The organism is Nitratidesulfovibrio sp. SRB-5, assembly GCF_019931275.1.
Lineage (GTDB): Bacteria > Desulfobacterota > Desulfovibrionia > Desulfovibrionales > Desulfovibrionaceae > Cupidesulfovibrio.
On the sequence record NZ_JAIOTY010000002.1, the window covers coordinates 754,237 to 780,272 of the forward strand.

At 67.5% G+C, this 26,036-nt stretch carries 20 protein-coding genes; 14 read left to right on the top strand and 6 right to left on the bottom strand.

Features of this window, described 5'->3' with window-relative positions; genetic code table 11:
- Positions 1-142: 142 nt before the first annotated feature.
- Positions 143-4,450, top strand: coding sequence for a DUF748 domain-containing protein (locus tag K6142_RS10640; protein ID WP_190244144.1), 4,308 nt, complete (start codon positions 143-145; stop codon positions 4,448-4,450).
- A gap of 775 nt (positions 4,451-5,225) precedes the next feature.
- Here the strand turns inward: K6142_RS10640 and dnaB are convergent.
- The 5 genes from dnaB to alr all read right to left on the bottom strand — a co-directional run bounded on the left by dnaB (position 5,226) and on the right by alr (position 9,007).
- On the bottom strand, positions 5,226-6,710 hold the full coding sequence (gene dnaB / locus K6142_RS10645) for a replicative DNA helicase (RefSeq protein WP_223290262.1): 1,485 nt from the start codon (positions 6,708-6,710) through the stop codon (positions 5,226-5,228).
- A complete protein-coding gene (rplI, locus tag K6142_RS10650) occupies positions 6,661-7,164 on the bottom strand; it encodes a 50S ribosomal protein L9 (RefSeq protein ID WP_012612484.1) in 504 nt (167 codons plus the stop codon). Before rplI ends, dnaB begins: the two co-directional genes overlap by 50 nt.
- Positions 7,165-7,173: 9 nt before the next feature.
- On the bottom strand, positions 7,174-7,437 hold the full coding sequence (gene rpsR, locus K6142_RS10655; protein ID WP_007523772.1) for a 30S ribosomal protein S18: 264 nt from the start codon (positions 7,435-7,437) through the stop codon (positions 7,174-7,176).
- 1 nt (position 7,438) lies between these two features.
- A complete protein-coding gene (gene rpsF, locus K6142_RS10660) occupies positions 7,439-7,744 on the bottom strand; it encodes a 30S ribosomal protein S6 (protein WP_012612483.1) in 306 nt (101 codons plus the stop codon).
- 144 nt (positions 7,745-7,888) lie between these two features.
- Complete coding sequence (gene alr / locus K6142_RS10665; RefSeq protein ID WP_190244145.1) at positions 7,889-9,007, bottom strand: alanine racemase; 1,119 nt, start codon at positions 9,005-9,007, stop codon at positions 7,889-7,891.
- A gap of 286 nt (positions 9,008-9,293) precedes the next feature.
- Here alr and K6142_RS10670 point away from each other — a divergent pair, with 286 nt between their 5' ends.
- A complete protein-coding gene (locus tag K6142_RS10670) occupies positions 9,294-11,639 on the top strand; it encodes an LPS-assembly protein LptD (RefSeq protein WP_190244146.1) in 2,346 nt (781 codons plus the stop codon).
- A gap of 284 nt (positions 11,640-11,923) precedes the next feature.
- On the opposite strand, the gene queF is transcribed toward K6142_RS10670, so the two are convergent.
- Positions 11,924-12,490, bottom strand: coding sequence for a preQ(1) synthase (gene queF / locus K6142_RS10675; protein ID WP_223290263.1), 567 nt, complete (start codon positions 12,488-12,490; stop codon positions 11,924-11,926).
- A gap of 184 nt (positions 12,491-12,674) precedes the next feature.
- Between queF and K6142_RS10680 the strand changes: the two genes are divergently transcribed.
- From K6142_RS10680 to yjgA, 12 genes are all read left to right on the top strand, one after another.
- Positions 12,675-15,737, top strand: a complete 3,063-nt coding sequence (locus tag K6142_RS10680; RefSeq protein ID WP_190244147.1) for an NAD-glutamate dehydrogenase domain-containing protein — start codon at positions 12,675-12,677, stop codon at positions 15,735-15,737.
- A gap of 172 nt (positions 15,738-15,909) precedes the next feature.
- Complete coding sequence (locus K6142_RS10685) at positions 15,910-16,098, top strand: hypothetical protein (RefSeq protein WP_012612478.1); 189 nt, start codon at positions 15,910-15,912, stop codon at positions 16,096-16,098.
- Between the two features lie 396 nt (positions 16,099-16,494).
- The gene (locus K6142_RS10690) at positions 16,495-17,313 is read left to right on the top strand and encodes a transporter substrate-binding domain-containing protein (RefSeq protein WP_012612477.1); all 819 of its coding nucleotides are present in this window, start codon (positions 16,495-16,497) and stop codon (positions 17,311-17,313) included.
- Positions 17,314-17,563: 250 nt separating this feature from the next.
- Positions 17,564-18,577 carry an amino acid ABC transporter permease gene (locus K6142_RS10695; RefSeq protein ID WP_190244148.1) on the top strand — a complete coding sequence of 338 codons (1,014 nt, stop codon included), beginning with the start codon at positions 17,564-17,566 and terminating at the stop codon, positions 18,575-18,577.
- Positions 18,574-19,305 (top strand): amino acid ABC transporter ATP-binding protein, encoded by a 732-nt coding sequence (locus K6142_RS10700; RefSeq protein WP_190244149.1) that lies wholly within the window; start codon positions 18,574-18,576, stop codon positions 19,303-19,305. The genes K6142_RS10695 and K6142_RS10700 overlap by 4 nt, the downstream gene beginning before the upstream one ends.
- A gap of 435 nt (positions 19,306-19,740) precedes the next feature.
- Entirely contained in the window at positions 19,741-20,598 is an 858-nt protein-coding gene (locus K6142_RS10705) for a LysE family translocator (RefSeq protein ID WP_223290264.1), read from the top strand.
- A 143-nt stretch (positions 20,599-20,741) separates the two neighbouring features.
- A complete protein-coding gene (locus K6142_RS10710; RefSeq protein WP_190244150.1) occupies positions 20,742-21,155 on the top strand; it encodes a hypothetical protein in 414 nt (137 codons plus the stop codon).
- Positions 21,156-21,346: 191 nt separating this feature from the next.
- The gene (locus tag K6142_RS10715; RefSeq protein ID WP_190244151.1) at positions 21,347-22,162 is read left to right on the top strand and encodes a molybdenum cofactor biosynthesis protein B; all 816 of its coding nucleotides are present in this window, start codon (positions 21,347-21,349) and stop codon (positions 22,160-22,162) included.
- A gap of 213 nt (positions 22,163-22,375) precedes the next feature.
- The gene (locus tag K6142_RS10720) at positions 22,376-23,767 is read left to right on the top strand and encodes an HD domain-containing phosphohydrolase (RefSeq protein WP_223380835.1); all 1,392 of its coding nucleotides are present in this window, start codon (positions 22,376-22,378) and stop codon (positions 23,765-23,767) included.
- Positions 23,764-24,624, top strand: a complete 861-nt coding sequence (locus K6142_RS10725; protein WP_190244153.1) for a UbiA-like polyprenyltransferase — start codon at positions 23,764-23,766, stop codon at positions 24,622-24,624. The genes K6142_RS10720 and K6142_RS10725 overlap by 4 nt, the downstream gene beginning before the upstream one ends.
- 64 nt (positions 24,625-24,688) lie before the next feature.
- Positions 24,689-25,171 (top strand): hypothetical protein, encoded by a 483-nt coding sequence (locus tag K6142_RS10730; protein WP_190244154.1) that lies wholly within the window; start codon positions 24,689-24,691, stop codon positions 25,169-25,171.
- Positions 25,172-25,362: 191 nt separating this feature from the next.
- On the top strand, positions 25,363-25,902 hold the full coding sequence (gene yjgA / locus K6142_RS10735; RefSeq protein WP_190244155.1) for a ribosome biogenesis factor YjgA: 540 nt from the start codon (positions 25,363-25,365) through the stop codon (positions 25,900-25,902).
- Positions 25,903-26,036: the final 134 nt, after the last annotated feature.

Genomic DNA, 26,036 nt, shown 5'->3' on the forward strand with positions numbered 1-26,036 from the left:
GCGCCGCACGGCGCCACCGCGCCTCCATGGGGGGGCCTCGGGGGGTAGGGTTGCCCCGCGTTGTGGCGCACACCCCTTCTCATGAAAGCGCAACTGCTCTATGGTGCTGGCAGAATCAGCAATCCGGAAGCATGGAGCGAGTATGAGCGCGAAGCCGGAAAAGAGTCGGTCGGGGTGGTCGCCAACAGCCATTGCAGTGCGCGGCAAGGCGTGGTGGGCCCTGCGGAGGGTGCGCCGCTGGACGTACACCGTTGTCGCCATCGTCGCGGCCTGGGGCGTGCTGGCCGGGTTGGCCATGCCGCCGCTGTTGCGCGGCGTGCTGGAAGACCAGCTGTCCGACAAGCTGCGGGTGCGCTGCGCCGTGGAAAAGGTGCGCTTCAACCCCTATTCGTGGGCGCTGTCCATTCAGGGCGTGCGCGTGCCCAACCCTACCGGCGACGGCGACATGCTGACCTTCGACGCGCTGGAATTCTCGCCCGGCCTTTCCGCCGCGTTGCGCCTTGCGCCGGTGCTGGCCTACGTGCGGCTGGTGAACCCGGTGGTGTACGTGGCCCATTTCGGTGACGGGCGCTATTCCTTTTCGGAATTCATTCCCGCGGACGGAGACGGCGAGGGCGGCAAGCAGGACCGTGCGGATCGCGCGGACGAGGCGAGCAAACCGCTGTTCCCCTTTGCTGCCAGCAATTTCGAGGTGGTCAACGGCACGGTGATCTTTCACGACGCGCCGCAGAAGACCATCCACACCATCACGGAATTGCAGTTCGTGGTGCCGTTCACCTCCACCATGGAACGTGACCGCGAGCGGATCATCACCCCCAGCCTCAACGCCACCGTGGACGGCAGGGCGCTGAACGTGCAGGGGCGGTTGCTGCCCTTTGCCGAGCACCTGCGCACCGAGTTCGACGTGGTCACCGATGAGGTGGACCTGACCCAGTACCGCGAATACCTGGCCGCGTTCACACCGCTGCGCCTGGAATCGGGGCGGCTGGGCGTGAACCTGAAACTGGTGGTGGAGCAGCCCGCCGCGCACGACGTGGAGTTCGGGCTGGCGGGGTCCGTGACCCTGAACGACCTGCGCGTGAACGCGCCCGACGGCAAGGAGGCGGTGTTGGGGCTGACCTCCGGCGTGGTGGAGGTGGAGGAATTTTCGCTGCTGGATCGGCACGTGGACGTGCGCCGGGTTGCCCTGGACGGGTTGCTGGCGCGGGTGGGACGGTTGGCCGACGGCAGCATCGACTGGCTGGGCTTCGTTGCCCCGGCGGGCGGGAAGCGGCAGGGGCCAGAGCAGTCCAAACAGGATCAGGCAAAACAGGTTCAGGCGAAACAGGATAGGGCAGGGCAGGTCGACGGCGCACGGAATGATCGCCAGAACGGCCCGCAGAATGGAACCATGGCCGCCAATGCCGCCGTTGCGTCCAGCGGGGCCAATGGAACGGGGGCGGGCGGAGCGACAGTGAAGAACCCGGCGTCGCCCCCGGCTTCGGGCACAGCGGCGGACCAGCTGCCTTTCGTGGTCAACGTGCACACCCTGGGCCTGCGCGATGCCACGGTGGTCTGGAAGGATGCCTCGGTGCCGGGCGGCGCGGTGGTGCGCCTGAGCGGCCTTGATGCGACCCTGACCGATTTCGCCACGCCCGGCGGCAAGCAGCAGCCCAAGGGCGGCGGGGCGTTCACCGCGTCGCTGCGCATGGACGGCGGCGGCGCGGCGGGTGAAGCCGCCAAACCCGGCGCCGGTGGCAAACCGGGCGCAGGCGCGGGCACCCTGAAGGCCGAAGGCACGCTGACATTGGAACCGCTGGGTGTCACCCTGCGGCTGGACGCGCGCGACCTGCCCCTGCTGCCGGTGCGCGGCTACCTGGCCCAGGCGGTGCCTGCCCTGTCGCTGGATGCAGGGGCGGCGGGCGTGCAGGGCGAGATGGACCTTTCGCTGGCCGCGCCGGATGCACCGGGGCTTGTGGTGCGCAAGGGCGCGGCGCAGGTGTCGGGTCTTGTCCTGTCACTTTCGGGGGCACTTGCCGACCAGAAGCAGCCGTCCGTGAGCCTGAGCAAGCTGGATGTGGCCGACACCTCGGTGGACCTTGCAGCGCGCAACGTGGCCGTGGGGCCGGTGACGTTGACCAGGCCCGACGTGCGGGTGGTGCGCGGCAAGGACGGCGCCATCGACCTTGCCGCGCTGGCGGGGGGAACCGCACCGGCGGAGTCCGCCAAGTCGCAACCAACCGGGGCCCGATCCGTACGGGGCAAGGGGCAGGAACGCCCGGCGGCGCGCGGGGCTTCACGCACCGCGCCGCAGAAACCCGCCGCCACGCCGGAAGGGCCGGAGTGGCAGGTGTCCGTGGCCTCCCTGCGTGTGGACGAGGGCCGCGTGACCTTCGAGGACCGGCAGCCAAGGGATGCGGGCGCGCTTTCCCTGGAAGGGATGCGTCTGGTCACCGGCCCGCTGTCGCTGCAACGCGGTGCGCCGCTGGACGTGGATTTTTCCGCGCGCTGGCAGAAGCAGGGCACCATCGGCATCAAGGCCAAGGGCACGGCGCAGCCGCTGCACATGACCGTGGACAGCAGGTTGGCCAAGGTGGACCTACGCCCGCTGGACCCGTACCTGGGCGAGGCGACCGACCTGCTGTTCGGCAGCGGGGAGGTATCGTCGGAACTCAAGGTGGCCCTGCGCGAGCAGCCCGCCCCGGCAACTCCGGCAGGCAGGGCACGCCGCGCGTCCCCATCCGGCGGACAGGGGGCGGAACCGGCGCTGGAGGTCAGCGTGGAGGGCGCGGCCCGGCTGGACAATCTGTCGCTGAAGCTGGCCGGGGGCAAGCAGGAGCTTGCCTCGCTGCGACGGTTTGCGGTGCGCGGGCTGCGCTTCGGCCAGCAGCCTTCGGGCGACCTTTCCCTGCGCGTGCAGGAAGTGGGGCTGGAAAAGCCCAAGCTTTCGGTGATGGTGTTCAAGGACGGCTCCACCAGCATCAGCCGGGCCATGGGGGCGAAGCCCCCTGCGGCGGCGAAGGACGCGAAGTCCCCGGCAGACGCAAAGGACGCGAAGGCTTCGGCAGCGGAGAAGGACGCGAAGGCTTCGGCAGGCGCCACCGCGCAGCCTCCCAAGGCTGCGTCCGGTCCCGCCACGGATTCGGCATCGCCGCCACCCGCGCCTTCCGCCGCCTCTGGTTCCTCTGGTGCGCCCGTACCCGGCGACGGTACGGAGGTCGTGGCGCGTCCCAACGCCGGGCCGTTCACCACGCTGGAGGTGGGCAGCCTGTCCATTTCCGGCGGAGCGTTGCGCTTCCGCGACGAGCGCATGTCCCCGGCCTATGCCGCCGAAGTGTCCGACATCGAGGGGCGCATCTCCGGCGTCTCGCTGGACCCGGCCTCGCGGGCCGAGGTGCAGTTGCGCGCGGGCATCGAAGGGGTGCCGGTGCTGGTGGGCGGCACGGTGAACCCGCTCATTCATCCCGTGTTCGCGGACATGCGTTTCACCATGTCCGGGCTGGATCTGGTGCCCCTGTCGCCCTACGCGGTGCAGTACATTGCCTATCCCGTGGAACACGGGCGCTTTTCCGCCGACGTGGCCGTAAAGGCGGAAAACTGGGTGCTGGACGCCGACAACCATTTCACCCTCAGCCAGATCGAACTGGGCAGCAAGGACAACAGGCCCGATGCGCCCAACTACCCGGTAAAGCTGGGGCTGGCCCTGTTGCAGGACATGAGCGGCAACGTGGACCTGCGCCTGCCCGTGAAGGGGCGGCTGGACGACCCGGAATTCCGCCTGGGCGGCGTGGTCATGCAGGCCGTGCTGAACCTGATGGTCAAGGTGGTCACCTCGCCCTTCGCGCTGGTGGGCAGCGTGCTCAGTCTGGGGTCCGGCGGCAGGGACATGCGCTACGTGGAATTTCCGCCCGGCGTCGCAACGCTGAACGAGGCGGCGGAAAAGGATCTGCGCGCCGTGGTCGAGGTGTTGCGCCAGCGTCCGCGCCTGAAGCTGGAAGTGCAGGGCGCGGCGGAACCGGATGGCGACACGCGCGGCCTGAAGGAACAGGCCCTGCTGCGCGCCCTGCGCGAGGCCAAGCACGCCTCGCTGTCGCGCGCCGAGCGGGCGCGGGTGAACGTGGACGATCTGGTCATCGACAAGGACGAATACGAGGATCTGCTGGACGAGGTGTACAAGGACGCGCCCTTCGAAAAGCCGCGCAACGTGGTGGGCTTTACGAAATCACAGCCTGTGGACGTGATGGAGGCCGCGCTGAAGGAACATCACGAGGTGACCCCGGAGGCGCTGAAGGAACTGGCCACCGCACGGTCCAAGGCCGTGCGCGACAAGCTGCTGGAAATCGATCCGACGCTGGGCGAGCGGGTGTTTTTGGCGGGGGCCAAGGTGGCGCCTGCTGCTGGCGGGAATGGTGGGACTGGTGGGGATGGCGCCAAGGGCGGAGGGAGCAGGGTTAATCTGGGATTGCAGTAGTAATTGGGAAAGGGATCAAGAGGGGAGAGGTTGTGCGCGGTTGCAACCGGCTTCCACGAAGACAGTCCCGCCCCTTTGACTGCCCTTGATTTCGTTATGTCTCCGACGGGCAGGGGGTGTTGTAACGAACACCCCCTGCACCCCCGCGTTCCAGGGGGACTTCGCCACCCCTGGACCCCAACGCTTCATTCACCGCGCTCCTTCCGTCGTCAGCTTCCCTCTGGCGCGGGGCGCCTTCGGGTGATCTGCCGACGGGAACGCGAATGTGCGCCCATCTCTCGTCGCCTTGACGTCGCCTGGGCGCCTTTTTAGTACGTATCCTGCACCGCATTCTTACGCCGGGCAGCTTCCCTGCGGCGCTGGCGCGCCTCGGGCGATCTGCCTGGCTGAATGCGATGTGCGCAAGGCTCCCGCAGGCAGGGTGCAGCGAGGGTGTCCGTGCCACACGTATCCTGCGCGGCGTTAGCTCGGCGTCAGCTTCCCTTCGGCGCGGGGCGCTTCCGGGTGATCTGCCGCCGAAGTGACGCCGCGTAGGATACGCTGGGGGGACCCGGGGGGCAGCGCCCCCCGGAGCGCGGGGGTACAGGGGGCCGCCGCTTAGTGGCCCCTTGCCCGCCGGAGGCATAACGAAATCGAGCGCAATCAACAGCGCACGACTGTTTTCGTAGAAGCCGACTACAACCGCGCACTCCCTCTCCCCAAACCGGCCAACACCCTGTTCCCCGTCACCAGCACCACCAAACAAAAGGGGCCACCTTGCGGCAGCCCCCATCAATCAATCCCCGTACCCCTCGGAGGGCGGCGGCGGAACGAACGTCAAATCCTCGAACGCGGTGTGCGAGGCCAGGTAGGCAAGCTCGGCAACGCCCACGGGCCCGTTGCGCTGCTTGCCGATGATGATTTCCGCGATGCCCTTGCGCGGGTTGTCGTCGCGCTTGTTGTAGGCATCGTCGCGGTAGATGAACATGATCACGTCCGCGTCCTGCTCGATGGCGCCCGATTCGCGCAAGTCCGAAAGCATGGGGCGCTTGTTGGTGCGCTCTTCCACCTTGCGGTTCAGCTGCGACAGGGCAATGACCGGGATGGTCAATTCCTTGGCCAGGGCCTTCAGCGAACGCGAGATTTCCGAAATTTCCAGTTCGCGCGAATCCACCCGGCGGGCGGAACGCATCAGCTGCAGGTAGTCCACCATGACCAGGCCCACGCCGCGCTCGGCACGCAGGCGGCGGGTGCGGGCACGCAGTTCCAGGGTGGTGATGGCGGGCGTGTCGTCGATGTAGATGGGCGCCTGCGACAGCACGTCGGCGGCGTGGTACAGGCGCTGCCAGTCCTCGTCGTCCAGGAAGCCCTTGCGCACCTTGGACAGGTCCACCTTGCCCAGCGAGCAGAGCATGCGCATGACCAGCTGCTCCATGGACATTTCCAGGGAGTACACCGCCACCGGCACGTTCTGGTTCACGGCGGCGCGCAGGCACATGTTCAGGGCGAAGGCGGTCTTGCCCATGGAGGGGCGCGCGGCCACGATGATCAGGTCCGACGGTTGCAGGCCCGAGGTCATCTGGTCCAGCTGCACGAAGCCGGTGGTGACGCCGGTGACCACTTCCTTGCGGTCGCAGCGCTTCACAAGGTCTTCGAAGACCTTGTTCACCAGTTCCTTGGCGCTGCGGAACATCTTGCCGCTGACCCGCTCGGAAATGGCGAACACCGCCTGCTCCGATTCGTCCAGCAGCTTCTGCACCTCGCGCGAGGCGTCGTAGCAGTTGCTGATGATCTCGGAACCCGCGCCGATCAGCGAACGCAACAGCGACTTGTCGCGCACGATGGTGGAATAGTGCTCTGCGTTGGCGGCGCTGATGGTGGACTGGGCCAGTTCCGCCAGGTACACGGCCCCGCCCACCCCTTCCAGACGGCTCTGCGATTGCAGGTATTCCGCCATGGTCACGAGGTCGATGGGGGCGTTGCGCCGGTACAGTTCCAGGCACGCGTCGTAGATCTGCTGGTGGGCGGGCAGGTAGAAGTCTTCCGGGCGCAGCGTGTCGACCACGGAATGCAGCACGGAGTTGCGAAGCAGAATCCCCCCGAGCACGGCCTGTTCGGCTTCGGTGCTGTGCGGGGGGACTCGGCGCAACAGATCGGCGGAAGCGCGTTCCGTCGGATCGGGAGCGCCGCCCCCGCCCTGATAGGCGGAGGCGGCGTCGGAATCGGAGTGGCTATTCGGCCGGGGTTTCCGGCTCGGCTTCCACGACGGGTTCTGCGGCATCGCTCACCTTGTCTTCGGCAACAACCTTGACGTTCAGGGTGGCCACCACGTCGGCATGCAGGCGGACGCGCACTTCGTGCGTGCCCAGGGTGCGGATGGCGGCGTCGAGCAGAATGCGGCGACGGTCGATGTCCACGCCCTTCTCGGCCAGCGCATCACCGATGATGGCGGTGGTGACGGAACCGTAGAGCTTGTCGTTTTCGCCCACGCGCACGGGGATCACCAGTTCGGTGGCGGCGATCTTGGCGGACAGGTCGGAGGCTGCGGTGCGCAGGGCGTCCATCTTGGCCTGAAGCTTCTTGCGCTCCAGTTCGAACGCCTTCAGGTTGGCATCGGAGGCCAGCATGGCCAGGCCCTGCGGCAGCAGGAAGTTGCGGCCGAAACCGGGCTTCACGGTGACGACGTCGCCGAGGCGGCCCAGGTTTTCAACGTCTGCACGAAGGATCAGCTTCATCCCATCCTCCTAGATCTGGCTCTTTTTCTTGACGTCGCTGGAGTGGCCCGCGGTGTAGAACAAGAGGGCCATCTGGCGGGCGCGCTTGATTTCACGGGTGAGCAGACGCTGGTGATGGGCGCAGGTGCCGGTGATGCGGCGGGCGATGATCTTGCCGCGCTCGGTGATGAAGTCGCGCAGGATGTCGGCGCGCTTGTAATCGAGGGGCAGGTCCTTGTCGGCGCAGAAGCGGCAGAACTTGCGACGCGGGGTGAACTTTTTCTTGAAGGCCATGTTATGCAACCTCCTCGACCGCGTCGGCCAGCTTGACGGTAACGAACTTGAAGATGCCGTCGGAGATGCGGATGTTGCGTTCCACTTCGGCCACGGCCTCGCCGGGGGCGAGGTATTCGAGGCGCACGTAGTAGCCGCGCATGTGCTTCTGCACGGGGTAGGCGAGGTCGCGCATGCCCCAGTGGTCGGCGGCGACCATCTTGCCCTGTTCACGCTCTACGACGCCGGTGAGGGTGCCAAGCAGCGCCTCGCGGGCATCCGCGGCCAGCTCCGGGGAAAGGAGCAGCAGCGTTTCAAACTTCCTCATGGGATTACTCCTTGTGGGCTTTGGCCCGCCCCGCACGTGGGGGCGAGCAAGGCAGAAACAGGGTCTATAGTCGCAGGCCGTCCGGGTGTCAACAACCCATTTGACGGCGCCGGGCAAGGCCGGGCGGGTGTGCGGCGCCCGCGTCTATTCCCTGTGGGTGCGCGGGTTCATGCCCAGCAGGCACAGCACCTCGTAGGATATGGTGCCCCACAGGTCGGCCAGTTCGTCGGGCGTCAGGGCCTCGCCGGGGCCGCCCAGCAGGTAGGCGTCGTCACCTGCGGCCACGCCGGGCACGTCGGTCACGTCCACGGCGGTCATCTGCATGCACACCCGGCCCAGGATGGGCACGCGGCGGCCATGCACGGTCATGGCGCCCTTGCCGGAAAGTCCGCGGCTGTAGGCGTCGGCGTAGCCGGTGGCCACGATGGCCACGGTCATGTCGCGCGGGGCGGTGAAGGTGCGGCCATAGCTGATGCTGCGCCCGGCGGGCAGCGGGTGCACCTGCAGGATGGGCGCGGCCACGTCCATGGCCGGTTGCAGGCCGTCGCCAAGGTGCTCTTGCGCGGTGCCGCGCAGCGGGTTCGCCCCGTACAGGGCAATGCCGGGACGCTGTACGTCGAAGTGCAGTTCCGGGTGGGCCAGCAGCGCGGCGGAATTGGCCAGCGAGCCCTGCGCGGCGGGCCAGTCGGCGCGCACCCCGGCCAGGATGCGCCCATAGGTTTCGCCCTGCTGCCGGGTGAAGTCGGCCCGCGAGGGATCGTCGGACACGGCCAGGTGGGACATGACCAGCACCGGGCGCAGCATGGGCCTGGCGTGCAGCCGGTCGAGCAGGGCGGGCAGGTCGGCTTCTGAAAAGCCCAGGCGGGCCATGCCGGTATCGAACTTGAGGGCAATGTCCACCTGCTGGCCGGGGGCCGCCCGCCCCGCCAGCATTTCCAGCTGGTCGGCGGAATACACGGCGGGCACGATGGACCGGGCCACGCAGCATTCGGCGTCGGCGGCGTCCGTGGCGCCCAGCAGGGCCACGATGCGGCCGGGAATGCCGCCGTCGCGCAGTTGGGCGCATTCACCCACGGTGCCCGCGGCAAAGGCGTCGGCCCCGGCGGCTTCCAAGGTACGGGCCACGGGCAGCAGGCCGTGTCCGTATGCGTCGGACTTGATCACTGGCATGGCGGCGGGGGCCATGCGGCGCAGCGTTTCGAAATTGCGGCGCAGCGCGCCAAGGCGCACGCGGACGGCTATCTTGTTGTAGGCAATGCTCATGCGGGGCTCCATGCGCGGGTCCGGCTGGGAGGTCGGAGGGCGGTTCCGGCAGATGAAGGGGCGGGCGTCGGGGTGGGGTGCGGCCAGCGGCTTTTCCTGCCGGGAAAGTTGTGGTAAACGACTGCGGTCCCGGTATTGTGCAGGGAGCGGTTGTACCCCCTCGCGCCGTGACATTCAACATCTTCGACACCCCGCCGCGCGCCGCTGCGAGATGCCGCGTGCCGGGATGGCGGAAACCCACGTGACTTCATAAACCGGGCCCATGCCCGGACGATCCGGACCGCGCATGACAGACGGCAGACTCCGCCCGCTCGCCGGGTTCGCGGCATATGTGTTCCTGCTGCTTTCCGGCCTCCTGTTCGCGGGCGGGGCGCACGCCGCCCAGCCGCCGCAGCCCAACGTGTTGCAGATGCGCACGGAGGATGACCGCGAGGTGACCTGGAACCTCACGGCCGATTCCGTCACGTCGCAGAACGACAGCAAGATCATCGAGGCCGAGGGCCGCGTGGCCCTGCGGCGCGGCCAGGACTACCTGAAGGCCGACTACATCCGCTATTATTCCGCCACCAACTGGGTGTACCTGAAGGGCAACGTCGAGGTGCACTTCGGCAAGGACGACATTGCCGCCGAAGAAGCGGAATTCGACCTGCGCAGCCACACCGGCTGGATGAAGAATGGCCGCATCTTCATGGGCGAACCCCACGCCTATTTTGCGGGCGAGCGCATCGACAAGAACTGGGGCGACCTCTACACCTTCACCAACGCCAAGATCACCGTGTGCGACGGCGATACCCCGGCCTGGTCGCTGACCGCCGAGGAAGCCGTGGTCGAAATCGACGGCTACGCCCGCCTGTGGCGTTCGAATTTTCAGGTGAAGAACAACGACGTCGCCTATTCCCCCTACTTCGTCATGCCCGCCAAGCGCACCCGCCAGTCGGGCTTCCTGATGCCGCAGTACGGCATCAGCTCTCGCGACGGTTTCTACTACAACCAGCCGTACTACTGGGTGCTGAACGAAACCAGCGACGTGACCCTGAACGAGTACTTCATGTCCGAGCGCGGGTTCATGCACGGCGTGGAGTACCGCTCGCGGCCCACCACGGACCAGACCGCCTGGCTGCGCCTGGACTGGCTGTACGACAACAAGGTGGTCGACAGCGACGGCGACGACCCCATCGACAGCGGCGACGGCCTGATCCGCACCAATCAGGAACGGTACTGGCTGCGCGGCATGTTCGAACAGCGCCTTGGCGACCCGCGCTGGCGGCTCAAGGGCGACCTGGACTACGTGTCCGACCAGAACTACCTGCGCGAGTTCAAGCGGGGGCTTGGCGGATTCAACGATTCGCGCGACAACCTGTTCACCCTGTTCGGTCGCGACATCAACGAGCGTGACCGCTACCGCACCAGCCAGGTCATGCTGACCCGCGACTGGGACCGCGTTTCCGTGGCCCTGGGCGGCCGGTACGATCAGGATCCGGAGCTGGGCAACGGCAACCATTCCTATTCGTCCGATTCGCTGCCCCAGCGCCTGCCCGAGGCCGACGTGTACCTGCACCGGGGCGCCCTGTTCGAGGAACTGCCGCTGGAAGTGCAGGCCTCGGCGCAGTCGGTGTACTTCCACCGCCGCAACGGCACCCAGGGGGCGCGGCACGACGTGCACCCGCAGGTGGTGCTGCCGGTGAACGGCAAGTACGGCTCGGTGATCTCTTCCGTGGGCCTGCGCCAGACCGTGTACGACACGGAACGCCGCGAGAGCCTGCCCGGTGACGGCGGCGATTCCTCCGGCGATTCCCGCACCCTGCCGGATTACAACATCGCCGCATCGACGGAAGTGGCCCGCGTCTACCGGATCGAAAGCGCGCCGCTTACCCTGACCGCCGAGAATGCAGGGCAAAGCCGTTGGACCGGCATCCGCCATGCGGTGCAGCCGCGCGTGGAGTACAACAACCTTCCGCTGCTGGATCAGGACGACAATCCCCGCTACGACGGCGACGACCGCATCGGCGCACGCAACGAACTGGTCTACTCCATCACCAACGTATTCACGCGCAAGCGCGAAATGGTGCGGATGAAGACCAACGACGAGGGCGTGGCGGAACCGGATCTGGGCACCGACTACCTGGAGTTCCTGCGGTTCAAGCTGCAAAGCGGCTATGACATCCGCGAGGCCACCCGCGACGAGGATCTTGATACCTACGGGCGCCGCCCGGTGCTCGACTACCGGGCCGAGGTGCAATACTTCCCGGTGGCGTGGTTGTCCTGGCGCAGCATTACCGCATGGTCGCCCTATACCGGCGATGTCACCCAGCACGACCACGGCCTGACCCTCATCGATGCCAACAGGGGACAACTGACCCTGGGCTACAACTGGCGCTCAAGTCTCGACGAGTACAACAGGAAGCGCGACTACGACATCAACGCGTTGTACCTGCGCGGAGAAGCTTCCGTGTGGGGGCCGTGGAGCGTGGGCGGCGAGTATCGCGTGGACATCGAGCAAGGTCGCGACCTGGAGCGGATTTTCGACATCATCTACACGCACCAGTGTTTCAAGCTCATCGGCCGGACCACGGTGGACCGGGAGGAAGAACGCTACGAGGTGCTGGTGGTGTTGCCGGGCCTCAGCGAGTAGATGGTGTCGCCACGAGCGCCTTTTTGCCATCTGCCTGACCGACCCGAAGGGCGCGCAGCGTGCCCGTTGGTCGAGCGCGCAGCGCGAGTCCTGCGGGCATCGAGAGCAGAGACCGATCCGAAGGGCGCGTAGCGTGCCCGTTGGTCGAGCGCGTAGCGCGAGTCCTACGGGCATCGAGAGCAGAGCTGCCAAACCTCCGCTGACTGCGCCGCGAACAAACGACGCCGCCGGGTCATCCCCCGGCGGCGTCTTCGTTTCTGGAATGTCTGGCGACAGGCGCGGCGCTACACGGTATGCCGTCCGCTTTCGCGTTTCCACTCCGATACCATTTCGCGCACCATGGCCGCGCGCGGTTCCTCCACCTGCTTGAAGCGCTCGGCGAACACGTGCAGGTGGGTGCCGCCGCGCGGGGTGAACAGCCCCTTCACCCGGCACCACAGCGGGTCCAGCGCCTCGGTCATGTGGTCGAGCACGGTATTGGTGATGGTTTCCATGAACGACTGGTGGTTGCGGTAGGCGAACATGTACAGCTTGAAGCTTTTCGATTCCACGCAACGCTGGTCGGGGATGTATTCGGTGACGATGGTGGCGAAGTCCGGCTGGCCGGTCACCGGGCACAGAGAGGTGAATTCCGGAAAGGCGATGCTCACGATGTAGGGCCGGTCCGGGAAGTTGTTGGGAAAGGCTTCCAGAATGTGCGGGCCGGGGCCCGCGTGCGGATATTCCGCCTTCACGCCCAGCGTGCGCAGGTGCCCGGTCTGGTCCTGGCTGCGGGTATAGGCGGCGTTGGCGGTATCTGATGCGGTGCCCGATGCGGTACCGGACGCGGGGGATTCGGACTTCTTGGTCATGCGGAGTTCTCCCGTGGGAATGTGATGCCTGCATTGTGGCTGCTGGCGTCGAGCTTGGCAAGGGCCGCAGGGTGGTTGCCCGTGGTGGTACTTTCGGCAACCACTCCGGGTGCCAGAAAACGGTTGCCACGGCGGGCCATTGCGCTATCCTGTCCGGTAAACCGCCCGCCACGGAGGATGTCCCATGGCCGAGTCCCATGCCAAAGGAGTGGAAGAAGCGCTCTCGCTCGTCAAGGGCGGGCTTGGCGGCATTGCCGATCAGGTGGTGCCGTGGTTTTTTGCCAACATGCCGGATTACTACCTGCGCACCCATTCGGTGACCGAGCAGGTGCACCACCTGCAAGCCATCATCTCGGGCCGGGTGGTCACGGACAACCACGCGGTGCGCTTGGCCAGCCCGGATGGTCGCAAGATCACCTATATTTCCCCTTTCGCCTCGCGCGACCTGCACGGCATCCTGGCCGGCCTGCTGGGCGAGCACATCGAAACCGCGCGCATCTACACCACGGCAGACGGGCAACTGGGCCTGAACGAATTCCTGCTGGCCCCGCAGCCCCGCGCGGGCAGCCTGCGCACCGGTGACGGTGGCGATGGCGGCGACCTGTTCAGCGCCGCCCTGGACGCCATGCGCGCCAGCGGCGAACTGCCGGAAACGGACATGACCGCCTTTGCCGCGTTTCTGGCCGCCGCCAACGCGGAATACGTGGAAAAGTTCGACCCGGTGCGGGCGGCCCGCCACTTCCGGCTGCTGCGCGAGATAGGCGGCGGCGACGATACCGGGCTGCTCATCGAGCAGTGTTCGGCCCCGACCATACCCGCCGCGCCCGCCGCGTCCGAAGCCGCCGGGGGGGCTGGCGGCGTCGGGACCGTGCTGTCCGCGGAGCCCTGCGACATCCGGCGCGAAACGCGCATCGTGGTGGCCATGCGCCATCCCCCGGCCACGGGCCTGCTGCTGCAAATCGCCCGGATCATGCGCCGCCTGGACATCACCGTGCACCGCTCCTACGCGGACACCTTCGCCGACGAGTCGGGCGAAACGGCCATAATGAGCTTCTACGTGTCGCACAAGGGCGACCTGATCCTGGACGATTCCGCCCTGTGGAAGAACCTGCGCAAGAAGCTGCGCCTGGTAAAGTGGTTCGCCCCGCACGAACTGGAAATCCTGGCCGACGAGGAATCCTGGCCCATCAAGCGCATCATGCTGTTGCAGGCGGCCTGCGGCTTTGCCCACGTGTTCCTGGCCAAGGACAACCAGTGGGCCTTCAGCACCCAGAACGTGGTGCGCATCGTGCTGGCCCGCCGGGCCGAAACCGCCGCGCTGGTGGACTGGTTCGAGGCTCGCTTCGACCCCACCCTGGGCGACCGCGAGGCGACCGCGCGCAGGCTGGAGGCCGACGCGACCGACGCCGTGAACGCGGTGGCCGACGAGCGCGAGCGCGCCGTGCTGCTGATGATCCAGCGTTTCTTCCGCCATGTGCTGCGCACCAACTACTTCCTCGATACCATCTACGGTTTGTCCTTCCGGCTGGACCCGGAATTCCTGCCCCCGGCCTACCGCTACGAAGGGGAGGAACTGCCCTTCGGCATCTTCTTCTTCCACACGCCGGGGGGGCTGGGCTTTCACATCCGCTACCGCGACATGGCGCGCGGCGGCGTGCGCGTGGTGCCCACCCGCACCCAGGAGCAGTTCGAGTTGGAATCGAACCGCCTGTATGACGAGGTGAAGGGGCTGGCCTACGCCCAGCAGGTCAAGAACAAGGACATCCCCGAGGGCGGGGCCAAGGCGGTCATCCTGCTGGGGCCGCTGGGCGACGTGGGGCTGGCCGTGGCCTCGGTAATCAATTCGCTGCTGGACGTGGTGCTGCCCGGACAGGACACCCCGGCCCTGCCCGGCGTGGTGGATTACCTGGGCCGCGAGGAAATCATCTATTGCGGCCCGGACGAGAACATCCAGCCCGCGCACATCGCCTGGATGGTGGAACGCGCCCGCCAGCGCGGCTACCGCTGGCCCTCTGCGTTCATGAGTTCCAAGGCCGGGGCGGGCATCAACCACAAGCAGTACGGCGTCACCAGCATCGGGGTGATGGTCTTTGCCGAGGAAATGCTGCGGCACCTCGGCATCGATCCCTTCTCCCAGCCGTTCACGGTGAAGATCACCGGCGGCCCCAAGGGCGACGTGGCGGGCAACCTGATGCGTCTGATGTTCGAGGCTTACGGCGACAACGTGCGCATCGTTGCCGTCAGCGACGGGCACGGCGGGGCCTGGGATCCGGACGGTCTGGACCGGGCCGAACTGCTGCGTCTGGTGGACGCGCAGCGCAGCATCAGCGCCTTCGACCCGGCCCGGCTGCGCGGCGAGGGGGCGTGGGTGGCCGTGTCCGACACCCCGGAAGGGGTGCGCCGCCGCAACACCCTGCACAACACCGCCCACGCCGATATCTTCATCCCCGCCGGGGGGCGGCCCGACACCATCAATACCCGCAACTGGCACGACTTCTTTGACCGGGGCGGGGTGCCCACGGCGCGCGCCGTCATCGAGGGGGCCAACCTGTTCGTGGCGCCGGAGGCGCGCAAGCGCCTGGCCGAACGGGGGGTGCTGGTGGTGCACGGCTCGTCGGCCAACAAGACCGGGGTCATCTGCTCCTCGTACGAGGTGCTGGGCGGGCTGGTCATGACCGACGAGGAATTCATCGCCCACAAGGACCGCTTCGTGGCAGAGGTGCTGGACATCCTGCGGGTGCGCGCCCGCGACGAGGCGCGCCTGCTGCTGGCCGAAATACGCCGCTGCGACGGCTGCAAGGCCCTGCACGAGATTTCCGTGGACGTCTCGCTGGAGATGAACGCCGTGGCCGATGCGCTGTACGCGGCGCTGGTGGCGCGCGGCGAACCGGTGGAGGCGGACCCCGCCCTGCGACAGGTGTTGCTGGGCTATCTGCCGCCGGTGCTGGTGGAGCGCTTTCCCGAGCGGATATTCGAACGCATCCCGCTGCGCCACCAGTACGCGCTGGTGGCCGCGCACACGGCTTCGCGCATCGTCTACGCGGAAGGCGCGGGCTGGCTGGCCCCGCTGGCGCGCCAGCGCGATGCCGAAAGCGTGGCCCGGGCCTGGCTGCGCGAGGACGGGCGCATCCGCGACCTGATCGCGGCGGTGTCGCGCAGCGGACTGCCGGAAGCCGGGGCCGTGGTGCACCTGCTGGAGCGCGGCGCGCGCAAGCGGGCCACGGAAGAAGCGCTGGGGCTGGAATGACCGCCGGGGGCGGCACCCTGCGGAAGGCGCATGCGAACCCGCACTGCCGTCGCGGGGGCAGATGCCGTACTTGCGGACTTGATTTTTCGCGGTGGCTCGCCCAATATGCCGGTCCGTTTCCGGTGGCGCGGGCAGGCGTGCACTGTCCGGAGGCGGGAAGGAGGTTGCTGCCGTGAACAGGGAAGGACAACACAAGGACGGTCCGTTGAAGGACCGTTACAGGCGCGGTTTCGTCGAGGTCATGTGCCCGAAGTGCCGCACCACGCGCATCATCGTGGTGCCGGAAGAACCCATGCCGCGCTGCGAGACGTGTCGCGTCGAGATGATCGTCAAGGAAGTGCTCACGGAAGGGAAGTATTAGTCCGCACGGGGGGCTTTCGTCTCCGGCTTCGTCGGATTTTGCCGGTTGCTCCGGTCACGTGCGACAGCGCGCCCTGCGGTTGTCATTCGCGCGTTGCGGTTCCCATCCGCAAGGTTCGCGCTTCGCGCTCTCCAACGGCTGGGACAACGCCCGCAGACGCGCATGACGACCGCCGCACGCTCCCTTGGCAATGGGCTCATCTTTCCTGCCGGAGAGCGAAATCCCTGCCGTGCGTGCAGGATGCCCCTGGCCTTCACGAAATTTCAAAGCGGGCTCCCGTGGGGTCCGCGCCGCGCCCCGCGCGTTTTGGGCGGATTGCCGACGCCCGCCGTGCGTCGGGGCGCGGCATCGCGTTGCCGGTTGTGGTTTTTCAACGATATCCGATTGGAGGAACGCATGAAACTGTTCAAGCTGCTGGCCGCCATGCTGCTGGCCGTGCTCGTCGCCGCGCCTGCCATGGCCGCCGACATCGAGCTGGCCAAGAAATCCACCCTCAACGAAATCATGGCGCGCGGCGAACTGCGCGTCGGCTTCGACGCGGGCTACATGCCCTTCGAAATGACCGACAAGAACGGCAACTACGTCGGCTTCGACATCGACCTGGCCAAGGAACTGGCCAAGGCCATGGGCGTGAAGTTCGTACCCGTGAACACCGACTTCGACGGCATGATCCCGGCCCTGCTCAGCGACAAGTTCGACATCATCATCAGCGGCATGACCGTGACCCAGGAGCGCAACCTGCGCATCAACTTCGCCAACCCGTACATCGTGGTCGGCCAGTCGGTCATCGTCAGCAAGAAGCATGAAGGCAAGGTCAAGACCTGGGAAGACCTGAACAAGCCCGAATACACCGTGGTTTCGCGCCTTGGCACCACCGGCGAGGAAGCCGCCAAGCGCATGCTGCCCAAGGCCAAGTACAAGTCCTTCGAAAAGGAAGCCGACGGCGCGCTGGAAGTCATCAACGGCAAGGCCGACGCCTGGGTGTACGACATGCCTTTCAACGTGGTGTTCATGGCCGAGCAGGGCAAGGGCAAGGCCATTCACCTGGACAAGCCCTTCACCTACGAGCCGCTGGGCTTCGGCATCAAGAAGGGTGACCCCGACTTCCTGAACTTCCTGGACAACTTCCTGAGCCAGATCAAGAACGACGGCCGTTACGACCGCATCTACAACAAGTGGATGAAGTCCACCGAGTGGCGCGCCCAGGTCCAGTAGCCTGAGTTTTCCGGCTGGGGCGGGCACCCGCCCGCCCCGCCTTGCTCCGTCTGGCCCGCATCCCCACGGTTTCGCGCGGGCGCGGTTCCTCCGTTTCTTTCCCATCACCGGGCAAGGGCAGGGAACCGCCCCCGCGCGAAGCCATGCGGCTTTCGCCGCGCCATGGCGCGGCCATCCCCCCGGCGCTTTCGCCGCCCGCAGGGTTTCGCACCCGCGTCGGGCGCGCGGTCGCGCCGCAAAAGGAATCACGATGACGCAGTACAGAGGGCTGGACAAGCCCAAGGGCAGGGGTTTCTTCCTGTTCTGGAAAGCCATGTTCGTGGCGGCCATGCTGGCGCTGGTGGCGTTCTTCTGGGTCGCCTCCTCGTCGGTGGAATACATCTGGCGCTGGAACCGCGTGCCCCAGTATTTCTGGGTGAACGAGGCGGCGGACGTGCGCGCCGAGGCGGAAGGCGATGTCACCATCATCGACCGACAGGGCAACGAACAGCGCGTGGTGGTGCGCGACGCCTCCGGCGAGGAACACACCCACCTGCTGCCCGGCGAAAGCAAGGTGCTGGTGTCTTCCGGCGACTTCGCCTACAGGGGCGACGTGCTGGGGCGCTACCAGCTGAACAGGCCCGGCATCCTGCTGGAAGGCTTGTGGATCACCCTTGAGGTCAGTGTGCTGGCCATCATCGGCGGCATCGTCATCGGGGTGGTCACGGGGCTGTGCCGCATCTCCATCAACCCCATGCTGCGCTGGGGCGCCATCGCCTACATCGAGATCATCCGCGGCTCTCCGCTGCTGGTGCAGATATTCCTGTGGTACTTCGTGGTGGGCACGCTCATCAACGCCCTGCTGGAGCACGTGGGCCTTGGGGGCATATCGCCCCTGTGGTACGGCGTCATGGCGCTGGCCCTGTTCACCGGGGCCTACGTGGCCGAAATCGTGCGCGCGGGCATCCAGTCGGTGCACCGTGGCCAGATGGAGGCCGCGCGCTCGCTGGGCATGAACTACGCCCAGGCCATGCGCAAGGTCATCCTGCCGCAGGCCTTCCGGCGCATCATGCCGCCGCTGGCCGGGCAGTTCATCAGCCTGATCAAGGACTCGTCCCTGCTCGGGGTCATCGCCATCCGCGAACTGACCAAGGCCACGCGCGAGGTGGTGACCACCTCGCTCCAGCCGTTCGAGCTGTGGATAGTCTGCGCGGTGCTGTACCTTGTGCTTACCTTCACCCTTTCGCTGTTCGTGCAGTACCTTGAACGCAGGGCCATCCGATGATCAACGCCACCAACGTCCACAAGTTCTTCTACACCCCCGACAAGTTGCACGCCCTGCGCGGCGTTTCGCTGTCCGTTGCCCCCGGCGAGGTGGTGGTCATCATCGGCCCCTCCGGCTCCGGCAAGAGCACCTTTCTGCGCTGCCTGAACCGGCTGGAATACGCCGATGAAGGCGCCATCCGCATCGAGGGCCGCGACATCCTGGACCCGGACTGCGAGATCAACGAGGTGCGGGCCGAGGTCGGCATGGTCTTCCAGTCGTTCAACCTGTTTCCGCACCTGACCGTGCTGGAGAACCTGACCCTGGCCCAGACCACCGTGCGCAAGCGCGGCAAGGTCGAGGCCGAAAAGAAGGGCATGGAACTGCTGCGCAAGGTGGGCATTGCCGAAAAGCACAACGTGTACCCGGACCAGCTTTCCGGCGGGCAGCAGCAGCGCGTGGCCATCGCGCGGGCGCTGGCCATGGACCCCAAGGCCATGCTGTTCGACGAGCCCACCAGCGCCCTGGACCCGGAAATGGTGGGCGAGGTGCTGGACGTCATGAAGAATCTGGCCCGCGAGGGCATGACCATGGTGGTGGTGACGCACGAGATGGGCTTTGCCCGTGAAGTGGCGGACCGCGTGGTGTTCATGGACCAGGGCAGCATTCTGGAAGTGGGGTCGCCGGACAAGTTCTTCACCGCGCCGGAGCATGACCGGACCAGGCTGTTCCTGAGCCAGATATTGTAGCGGAGAGGTGCTGGCTTGCAGGTCCGCGCGGCCATGCCGCCAGCGAAATCCGCACGCGCTGCGGTCGCCATCCGTAATGTTCGCTTCGCTCACATGACGGCTGCCGCTTTCGGGGCCGGGCGGCGTTGAACCGGGATTTTTGCTGCTCACGTACAAAGGTACGCTGCGCTCAAAAATTCCGGTTCGCCTTGCCCGGCCTCAAGAATCGTGATTTCTCGCCTCGTCTCCGCGCCAGCCCCCCGCGATGGAAGCCATCGCGGGGCATAAGGAAAAAGAGGGCAGGCGCGAGTTCGGCCTTCGTCTTGCTGAAAGGCGGGGCGTGGTTTTCAGGCAGACCGTGGGGGCATGAAAGGCCGTCCGCCCATGGGGGGGATACCCCCTGTTGCCCCCGTTCGGTGTAACGGGTAGAGTCGCGCCCATCCGGTGACGCGCCTGATGACGCGCCTGGTGACGCGCTTGGTGACGCGTCCGGTGACGCGTCCGGTGACGCGTCTGGCCTTTGCGGTGCGAGGGTTTGCCGTGGATCATGAATTTCTGGCCTTTCTGGGGCTGGCCGCGCTGCTGGTGGTAACCCCCGGCCCGGATACCATGCTGGTGGTGCGCAATTCGCTGCGCGTGGGCGCGCGGGGTGGCGTGGCCACCACGCTGGGCTGCGTGTCGGGCCTGCTGGTGCACGTGGTGTGTTCCGGCCTTGGCGTGTCCGCCGTGCTGGTGCATTCCGCCGGGGCCTTCCATGTGGTGCGACTGGTGGGGGCCGCCTATCTGGTGTGGCTGGGCGTGCGCGCCCTGCACGCCGCGTGGAAGGGCGTGTCAACTGCGCCGGTTGCACCAGTTGCGCCAGTTGCGCCAGTTGTACATGACGTTCCGGTCGCACCGGATGCGTGCGAAACGTCCTGCGCCGCGCCGTCCGGCCCGGCCCATTGGCGCGCGTACCGCGCGGCCTCGCGCGGCATGGTGCGCCGGGCGTGGGTGGAAGGTTTTCTGAGCAACGTGCTGAACCCCAAGGTGGCCGTGTTCTATCTGGCCGTGCTGCCCAACGTGGTGGCCGCCGGGGGCATGGCGGGGGTTGATGGCGTCACCGGCGCTGCCATGCTGGGCGGCGCCTTTGTCCGGGCCTGCCTGTTTGGCGGCATGCAGGCCGTGGTGGCCGTGCTGTGGTTTTCGTTCCTGTCCGTTTCGGTGCATCGGGCGCGCGCCACGCTGTTGCGCCCCGGCGTGCAGCGGGCCCTGGAAGGCTGCGTGGGCGGGCTGATGGTGGGCTTTGGCTTGCGCCTTGCCCTTGATCGCGGTTGACCGGTCGCCTGACCGGCCCTGACCGGGCCTGACCGGGCCCAATGGGGCCCGTCCGGTTCAATGGGGCCCGTCCTGTTCACCTGCCTCACCTGTGGATGACCACGCACGGCCTGCGCCGTGCGGCAGCTTCAACGGAGGTTTCCATGCGGCGAATTGCCCTGCCGGTTCTTGCGCCGGTCGCCCTCGTGCTGGTTCTGTCCCTTACCGGGTGCGGCGGGCGCGGCGGCCTGTCGCACGTGGCCACCGATCCGTTGATGACGGCCTGTCAGAAGCGTTGCCAGCAGGACGACGAGTACGGCGTGCTCACGCGCAACGGCTGCATGCGCGGGTGCGAGGCCACTCAGGTGCGTTTTCCGCTGCGCGGCAGTCATTACCTGTCCGAGGAAGCCTGCGTGAAGGGCGTGGATGCCCTGAATGTGGACGAGCAACTGCGCGCCATGAACACCTACTGTGAAGACACCTGGGTGAACATCCACGCCCGCAAGGGCTGCAAGGATGCCGCGCAGGCCTTCTACGGCGCCATGGGCGAGCATGTCTGCCGTCCCGACGCCCGCTAGGGGGGTGCGGTCTTTGCGCCCGGCCTGCCGCGCGGTCGGGCGAGCGTGCCCGCCGTGGATAGTGCAGGGCCAAGACGCCGCCCGGGCCCGGGCGGGGCACGCACGATTCTTGTCGCAGCGCAGGGTGGGGGGAAATCCGAATCATGTCCACGACGCACACCGCGACGCACACCGCATGCAGGGAGGCCGCCATGGGCGACGACCGCGTGATGCTTGACGTAGCCACCATGCCCGTGCCCAAGGGGGGCATCATCGCGCTGGCCGCAGGCCCCGTGGGGCTGCCGGGCGCGCTGCCCGCGCTGGCCGCCGTGCAGGCCGACGTGGTGCTGGGGCTGGCCGTGGGCGCCACCCTGCATGACGCCCTGCTGGACCCCATGGGCGACCCGTTGTTCCGGGTGGTGGGGCGCACCCTGTTGCCCCGTTCCGGCTCGGCGCATGCCGGGGCCTGCGTGTTCGTGGAAGCCCTGTGTGACGAGCCCGGCGGGCGGGTGCTGCACCTGCTGGCGCGACGCCGGGGGCGCGCCCTGGCCTGGGTGACCCTTTCCGACAAGGGCGCCGCCGGGCTGCGTCAGGATGCCAGCGGCCCCACCATCGCCGATATGGTGCGCGAGTCCATGCCCCTGTGCATCGAGCGCGGCTACCTGCTGCCCGACGACGGGCAGCGGCTGCGCGCCCTGCTGGTGGACCTGGCCCTGACCCAGGGTTACGACCTCATCCTGACCACCGGGGGCACCGGCATCGGCCCGCGCGACGTGACGCCGGAAGCCACCCTGGCGGTCATCGAACGGCGTCTGCCCGGCTTCGAGCAGGCCATGATGGCCGCAAGCCTGGCCAAGACTCCCAACGCGGTCATTTCACGCGCGGTGGCGGGTACCCTGGGTGGGGCGGTCATCGTCAACCTGCCTGGCAGCCGCAAGGCCGTGGCCGAAAATCTTGCCGCCGTGCTGCCCGCGCTGGCCCATGCGCTGGACAAGTTGCAGGGCGATCCCGCCGAGTGCGGCGGGTAGATTAAACCCCCGGGATTGACGTGGGTTGCCGCATGCCGGGGGCATGCATCATGGCGACCATACCCAACAATCAACCAGCATTCTGCGGCGCCTTGGCGGAAGGAAACGGACACCGCGCATTTCGGGGGAAAGCGCGGCGCTCGGGTCTGCCCGATTCGTCCTGTTCGTTCCGGTCGCCCAGTTTGCCCAGTTCGTTCCGTCAGAGACACACGCATGCAGCAGCCTCTGGAAGTCAGGCTCATCGACCTGACCGTGGCCTTTTCCCGTGCGCTCGACCTGGTGAGCCCGGCAGTGGCCGCGCATCACGTGCACGTGGGGTTCATCGCCGCGCGGCTTGCCGAGCGCCTTGGCCTGCCCGACAGGGACAGGTGCGAACTGCTGCTGGCCTCGCTGATGCACGACGCGGGAGCCGTGCCGCTGAAGGCGGCCCTGGAAGGGCTGGTCTTCGAGCAGGACATGGATTCGCATTCCCGCGCCGGGGCCGTGATGCTGGGCACCTGTCCGCGCCTGGCCGAGGCCGCGCGCCTGGTGCGCCACCACCATGCGCCGTGGTGCCACGGCAGGAAAGAGGACGGCGTCCCCGCCATCGCGCATCTCATCCACCTGGCCGACAGGCTGGACGTGCAACTGCGCCGTGACGAAGATCCTGCCCGCCAGTTTTCCCGCGCCCTGAAGCGGCTGGAGCGGGGGCGCTCCATCCTGTTCCGGCCCGATGCGCTGGACGCCCTGCATGACCTGACCGCCGACCCGGACTTTGCCGCCGGTCTGCGTGCGCCGGAATGCCACCTGCACACCGGCGCGGGCCACAGGCTGGAGGGTGAAGTTCTGGATGCCGACGGGATCATTTCGTTTTCCGCGCTGTTCTCGCTGGTCATCGACTCGCGCAGCCCCTTCACCGCCACCCACTCCAGCGGGGTGGCGGAAACGGCCCGGCTGCTGGCCCGCTGGGCCGGGTTCGACGGCCCGCAGGGCAAGGCCCTGTACGTGGCGGGGCTGCTGCACGACATCGGCAAGCTGGGCGTTCCGCTGGACATCCTGGAAAAGCCGGGGCGGCTGGACGAGCAGGAAATGGCGGGCATGCGCCGCCATGCGGAGCACAGCATGGACATTCTGGCCTCTGTCCCCGGTTTCACCAGTGTGGCCACCTGGGGCGCGCTGCACCACGAGCGCATGGACGGCAGCGGTTACCCTTACGGGCTGACGGGCGACGACCTGCCCCTGCCCGCACGCATCGTGGCCGTGGCCGACGTGTTCACCGCCATTGCGGAGGACCGGCCCTACCGGCGCGGCATGCCGCCCGAGGCGGCCCGGGCCGTGCTGCGCGACCAGGCCCGTGACGGCAAGCTGGACGGCGGGCTTGTGGACCTGTTGCTGTCGCGCTACGAAGAAATGGACGACGCGCGGCGTCAGGCCCAGGAGCGGGCGCGCCACGAATTCGGACTGGTGCGTGCGGCTCTGGAACACGAGCCGGACGATGCGGTGTGCCGTGAACCGGCAGCCCAGGTTCGCATGAACCCACCGGACCATGTCGAGCGGGACCGAACGGAGCTGATCGGAACTGCCCCCCAACTGCCACTAACCGAACCGGACCGGACGCCCACATGAATCCCTTTTCGCGCATCGCGGCCATCTGCCGCATGATCAAGATCGAGCACTCCGTGTTCGCGCTGCCCTTTGCCTATGCCGGGGCCTTTCTGGCCGCCGGGGGCTGGCCGGGCCTGGTGCCCCTGCTGGTGCTTACCGTGGCCATGGTGGCCGTGCGTTCGTTCGCCATGGCCTTCAACCGGCTGGTGGACCTGAAGTACGACCGGCTCAACCCGCGCACCGCGGGCCGCCCGCTGGTCACCGGCGAAATTTCCGTGGCCTGGACCTGGGCCTTCACCGTGTTCATGGCCGTGCTGTTCGTGGCCGCCTGCGCGGGGATGAACCGGCTGTGCCTGTACCTTGCCCCCGTGGCGCTGCTGGTGGCCGCCTCGTACAGCCTGCTGAAGCGCTTCACCTGGCTGTGCCATTTCTTCCTGGGCGGGGTGCTGGGGCTGGCCCCGGTGGCCGGGTGGATTGCCGTGGACCCGCAGTTCACCGTGCCCGCCGTGCTGCTGTTCTGGGGGGTGCTGTTCTGGGTGGCCGGGTTCGACATCCTGTATTCGTGCCAGGACATGGAGTTCGACAGGTCCATGGGCCTGCATGCCGTGCCCGCCCACTTCGGCCTGCCCGCCGCGCTGGTGGTTTCCGGCTTCTGTCATGCCAACGCGGCCATCTTCCTGCTGCTGGCGGGCTGGTCCGCCTCGCTGGGCTGGCCGTGGTACGCGGTGTGGGCCGTCATCGCCGGGGTACTGACGTGGGAGCACCGCATCATCAGCCCCGACGACATGTCGCGAGTGAACATGGCCTTCTTCACCCTGAACGGCGTCATCGCCTTCATGGTGCTGGGGGGGGCGTTGCTGGGGTTGTATTTCGGGTAGAGCGGGCGCCACGGGCGCCCTTCGGCCCGGGCTGTCTTCGGTTTCCATCGCCGGGAGGTCCACCATGCGGCTGACCATGGCGCAGGAATACAACCGCCGCAGGGTGCAGGCCATGTATGGCTGGCAGGTGGCGGTGCCCGTGCCGCATGACGGCATCGGCATGGACGGCGAGGCGGCCGGGCGGCTGCGCGAAGCCGCCGCGCAGGTGGCCGCCGATGCGGGCGTGCCCGTGGCGCTGGTGGCCCGGCGGCTGTTCGACTACGCCTACCGGCTGGAACCCACCGGCACCCTGGTGCTGCTGGTGGGGGTGCCCGAACGGGGCGTGGAGCTGTTCGTGGAGATGGGCGCCCAGCATTGGCGGCCCGTGCGGCCCGAAGATCAGGCGCCTGACGAAGCGGCGCCCGGTGACGAAGCCGATACCGGCGGGGCAGGCGGCAGCCCTGAAAGCCCCGCGAATCGCAACGGCGTTTCCGAAGCGCCCGCAGGCACCCATGGCTTGCCCGTGGTGCATATTTCCGACCTGATGGGCGGCCCGCGCCGCCGGTAGTCCGGCACGCTGGCACAACCCCGTCCCGCTCACCGGTCTGTTCACCAGTCCGGTGACAGCCCGGCGACCAGTCCGGCGACCGGCACAGCGACCGGCACACCGACCGGCACAGCCGTTGGGGCGCCCTTTCGCCCGTTCCCGCCACGTTCGGGAACCGCCTCATTCACGTATGGACAACAAGGAGAACGCGCATGGCGCGACGCAGGATACCCGACGCCCTGCCCCCGTCCGGGGTGGAGACAGACAACGACGTACGCGATGTGAGCCGCTCGCAGAAAAAGCGCGAAAGCAACGCCATGCAGACCCTGGGTCAGGAACTGGTCCGCCTGCCTGCTTCCAAGGTGCGGTCCATGGGGCTGCCCGACGATCTCGAAAAGGCCGTGCTGGAATGGCATGCCATGTCCACCCACGAGGCCCGGCGGCGCCAGTTGCAGTACATTGGCCGGGTCATCCGGGAAGGGGACTGGGAGGCCGTGTCCGCGCAGATGGGCGAGGTGCGTGCCGTGAAGCAGACCGAGGACGACGAGTTCCACCGCATAGAGGAACTGCGCGAGCAACTTCTGGCCGCAGGGCCGGACCGCCTGCACCCCTACCTGGAGCAGTGGCCCGACGTGGACCCCCGCCACCTGCGCCTGCTGGTGCGTGACGCCCTGGCCGAACGCGCCGCGGGCAAGCCGCCCCGCGCCGGACGCGCCCTGTTCCGGTTGCTGCGCGACGTGGCCGAGGAATAGCCGCTCCGTTCCTGCCGTTTTGCAAAAAAGACGCGCCGGGTGCTTCCGCATCCGGCGCGTCTGTCGTTGCATGGGGCGATGTCTGCTGTCCGGCAACGGGCCATGCGGCAGGCAGGGCGGCGGGTGAACCGGAC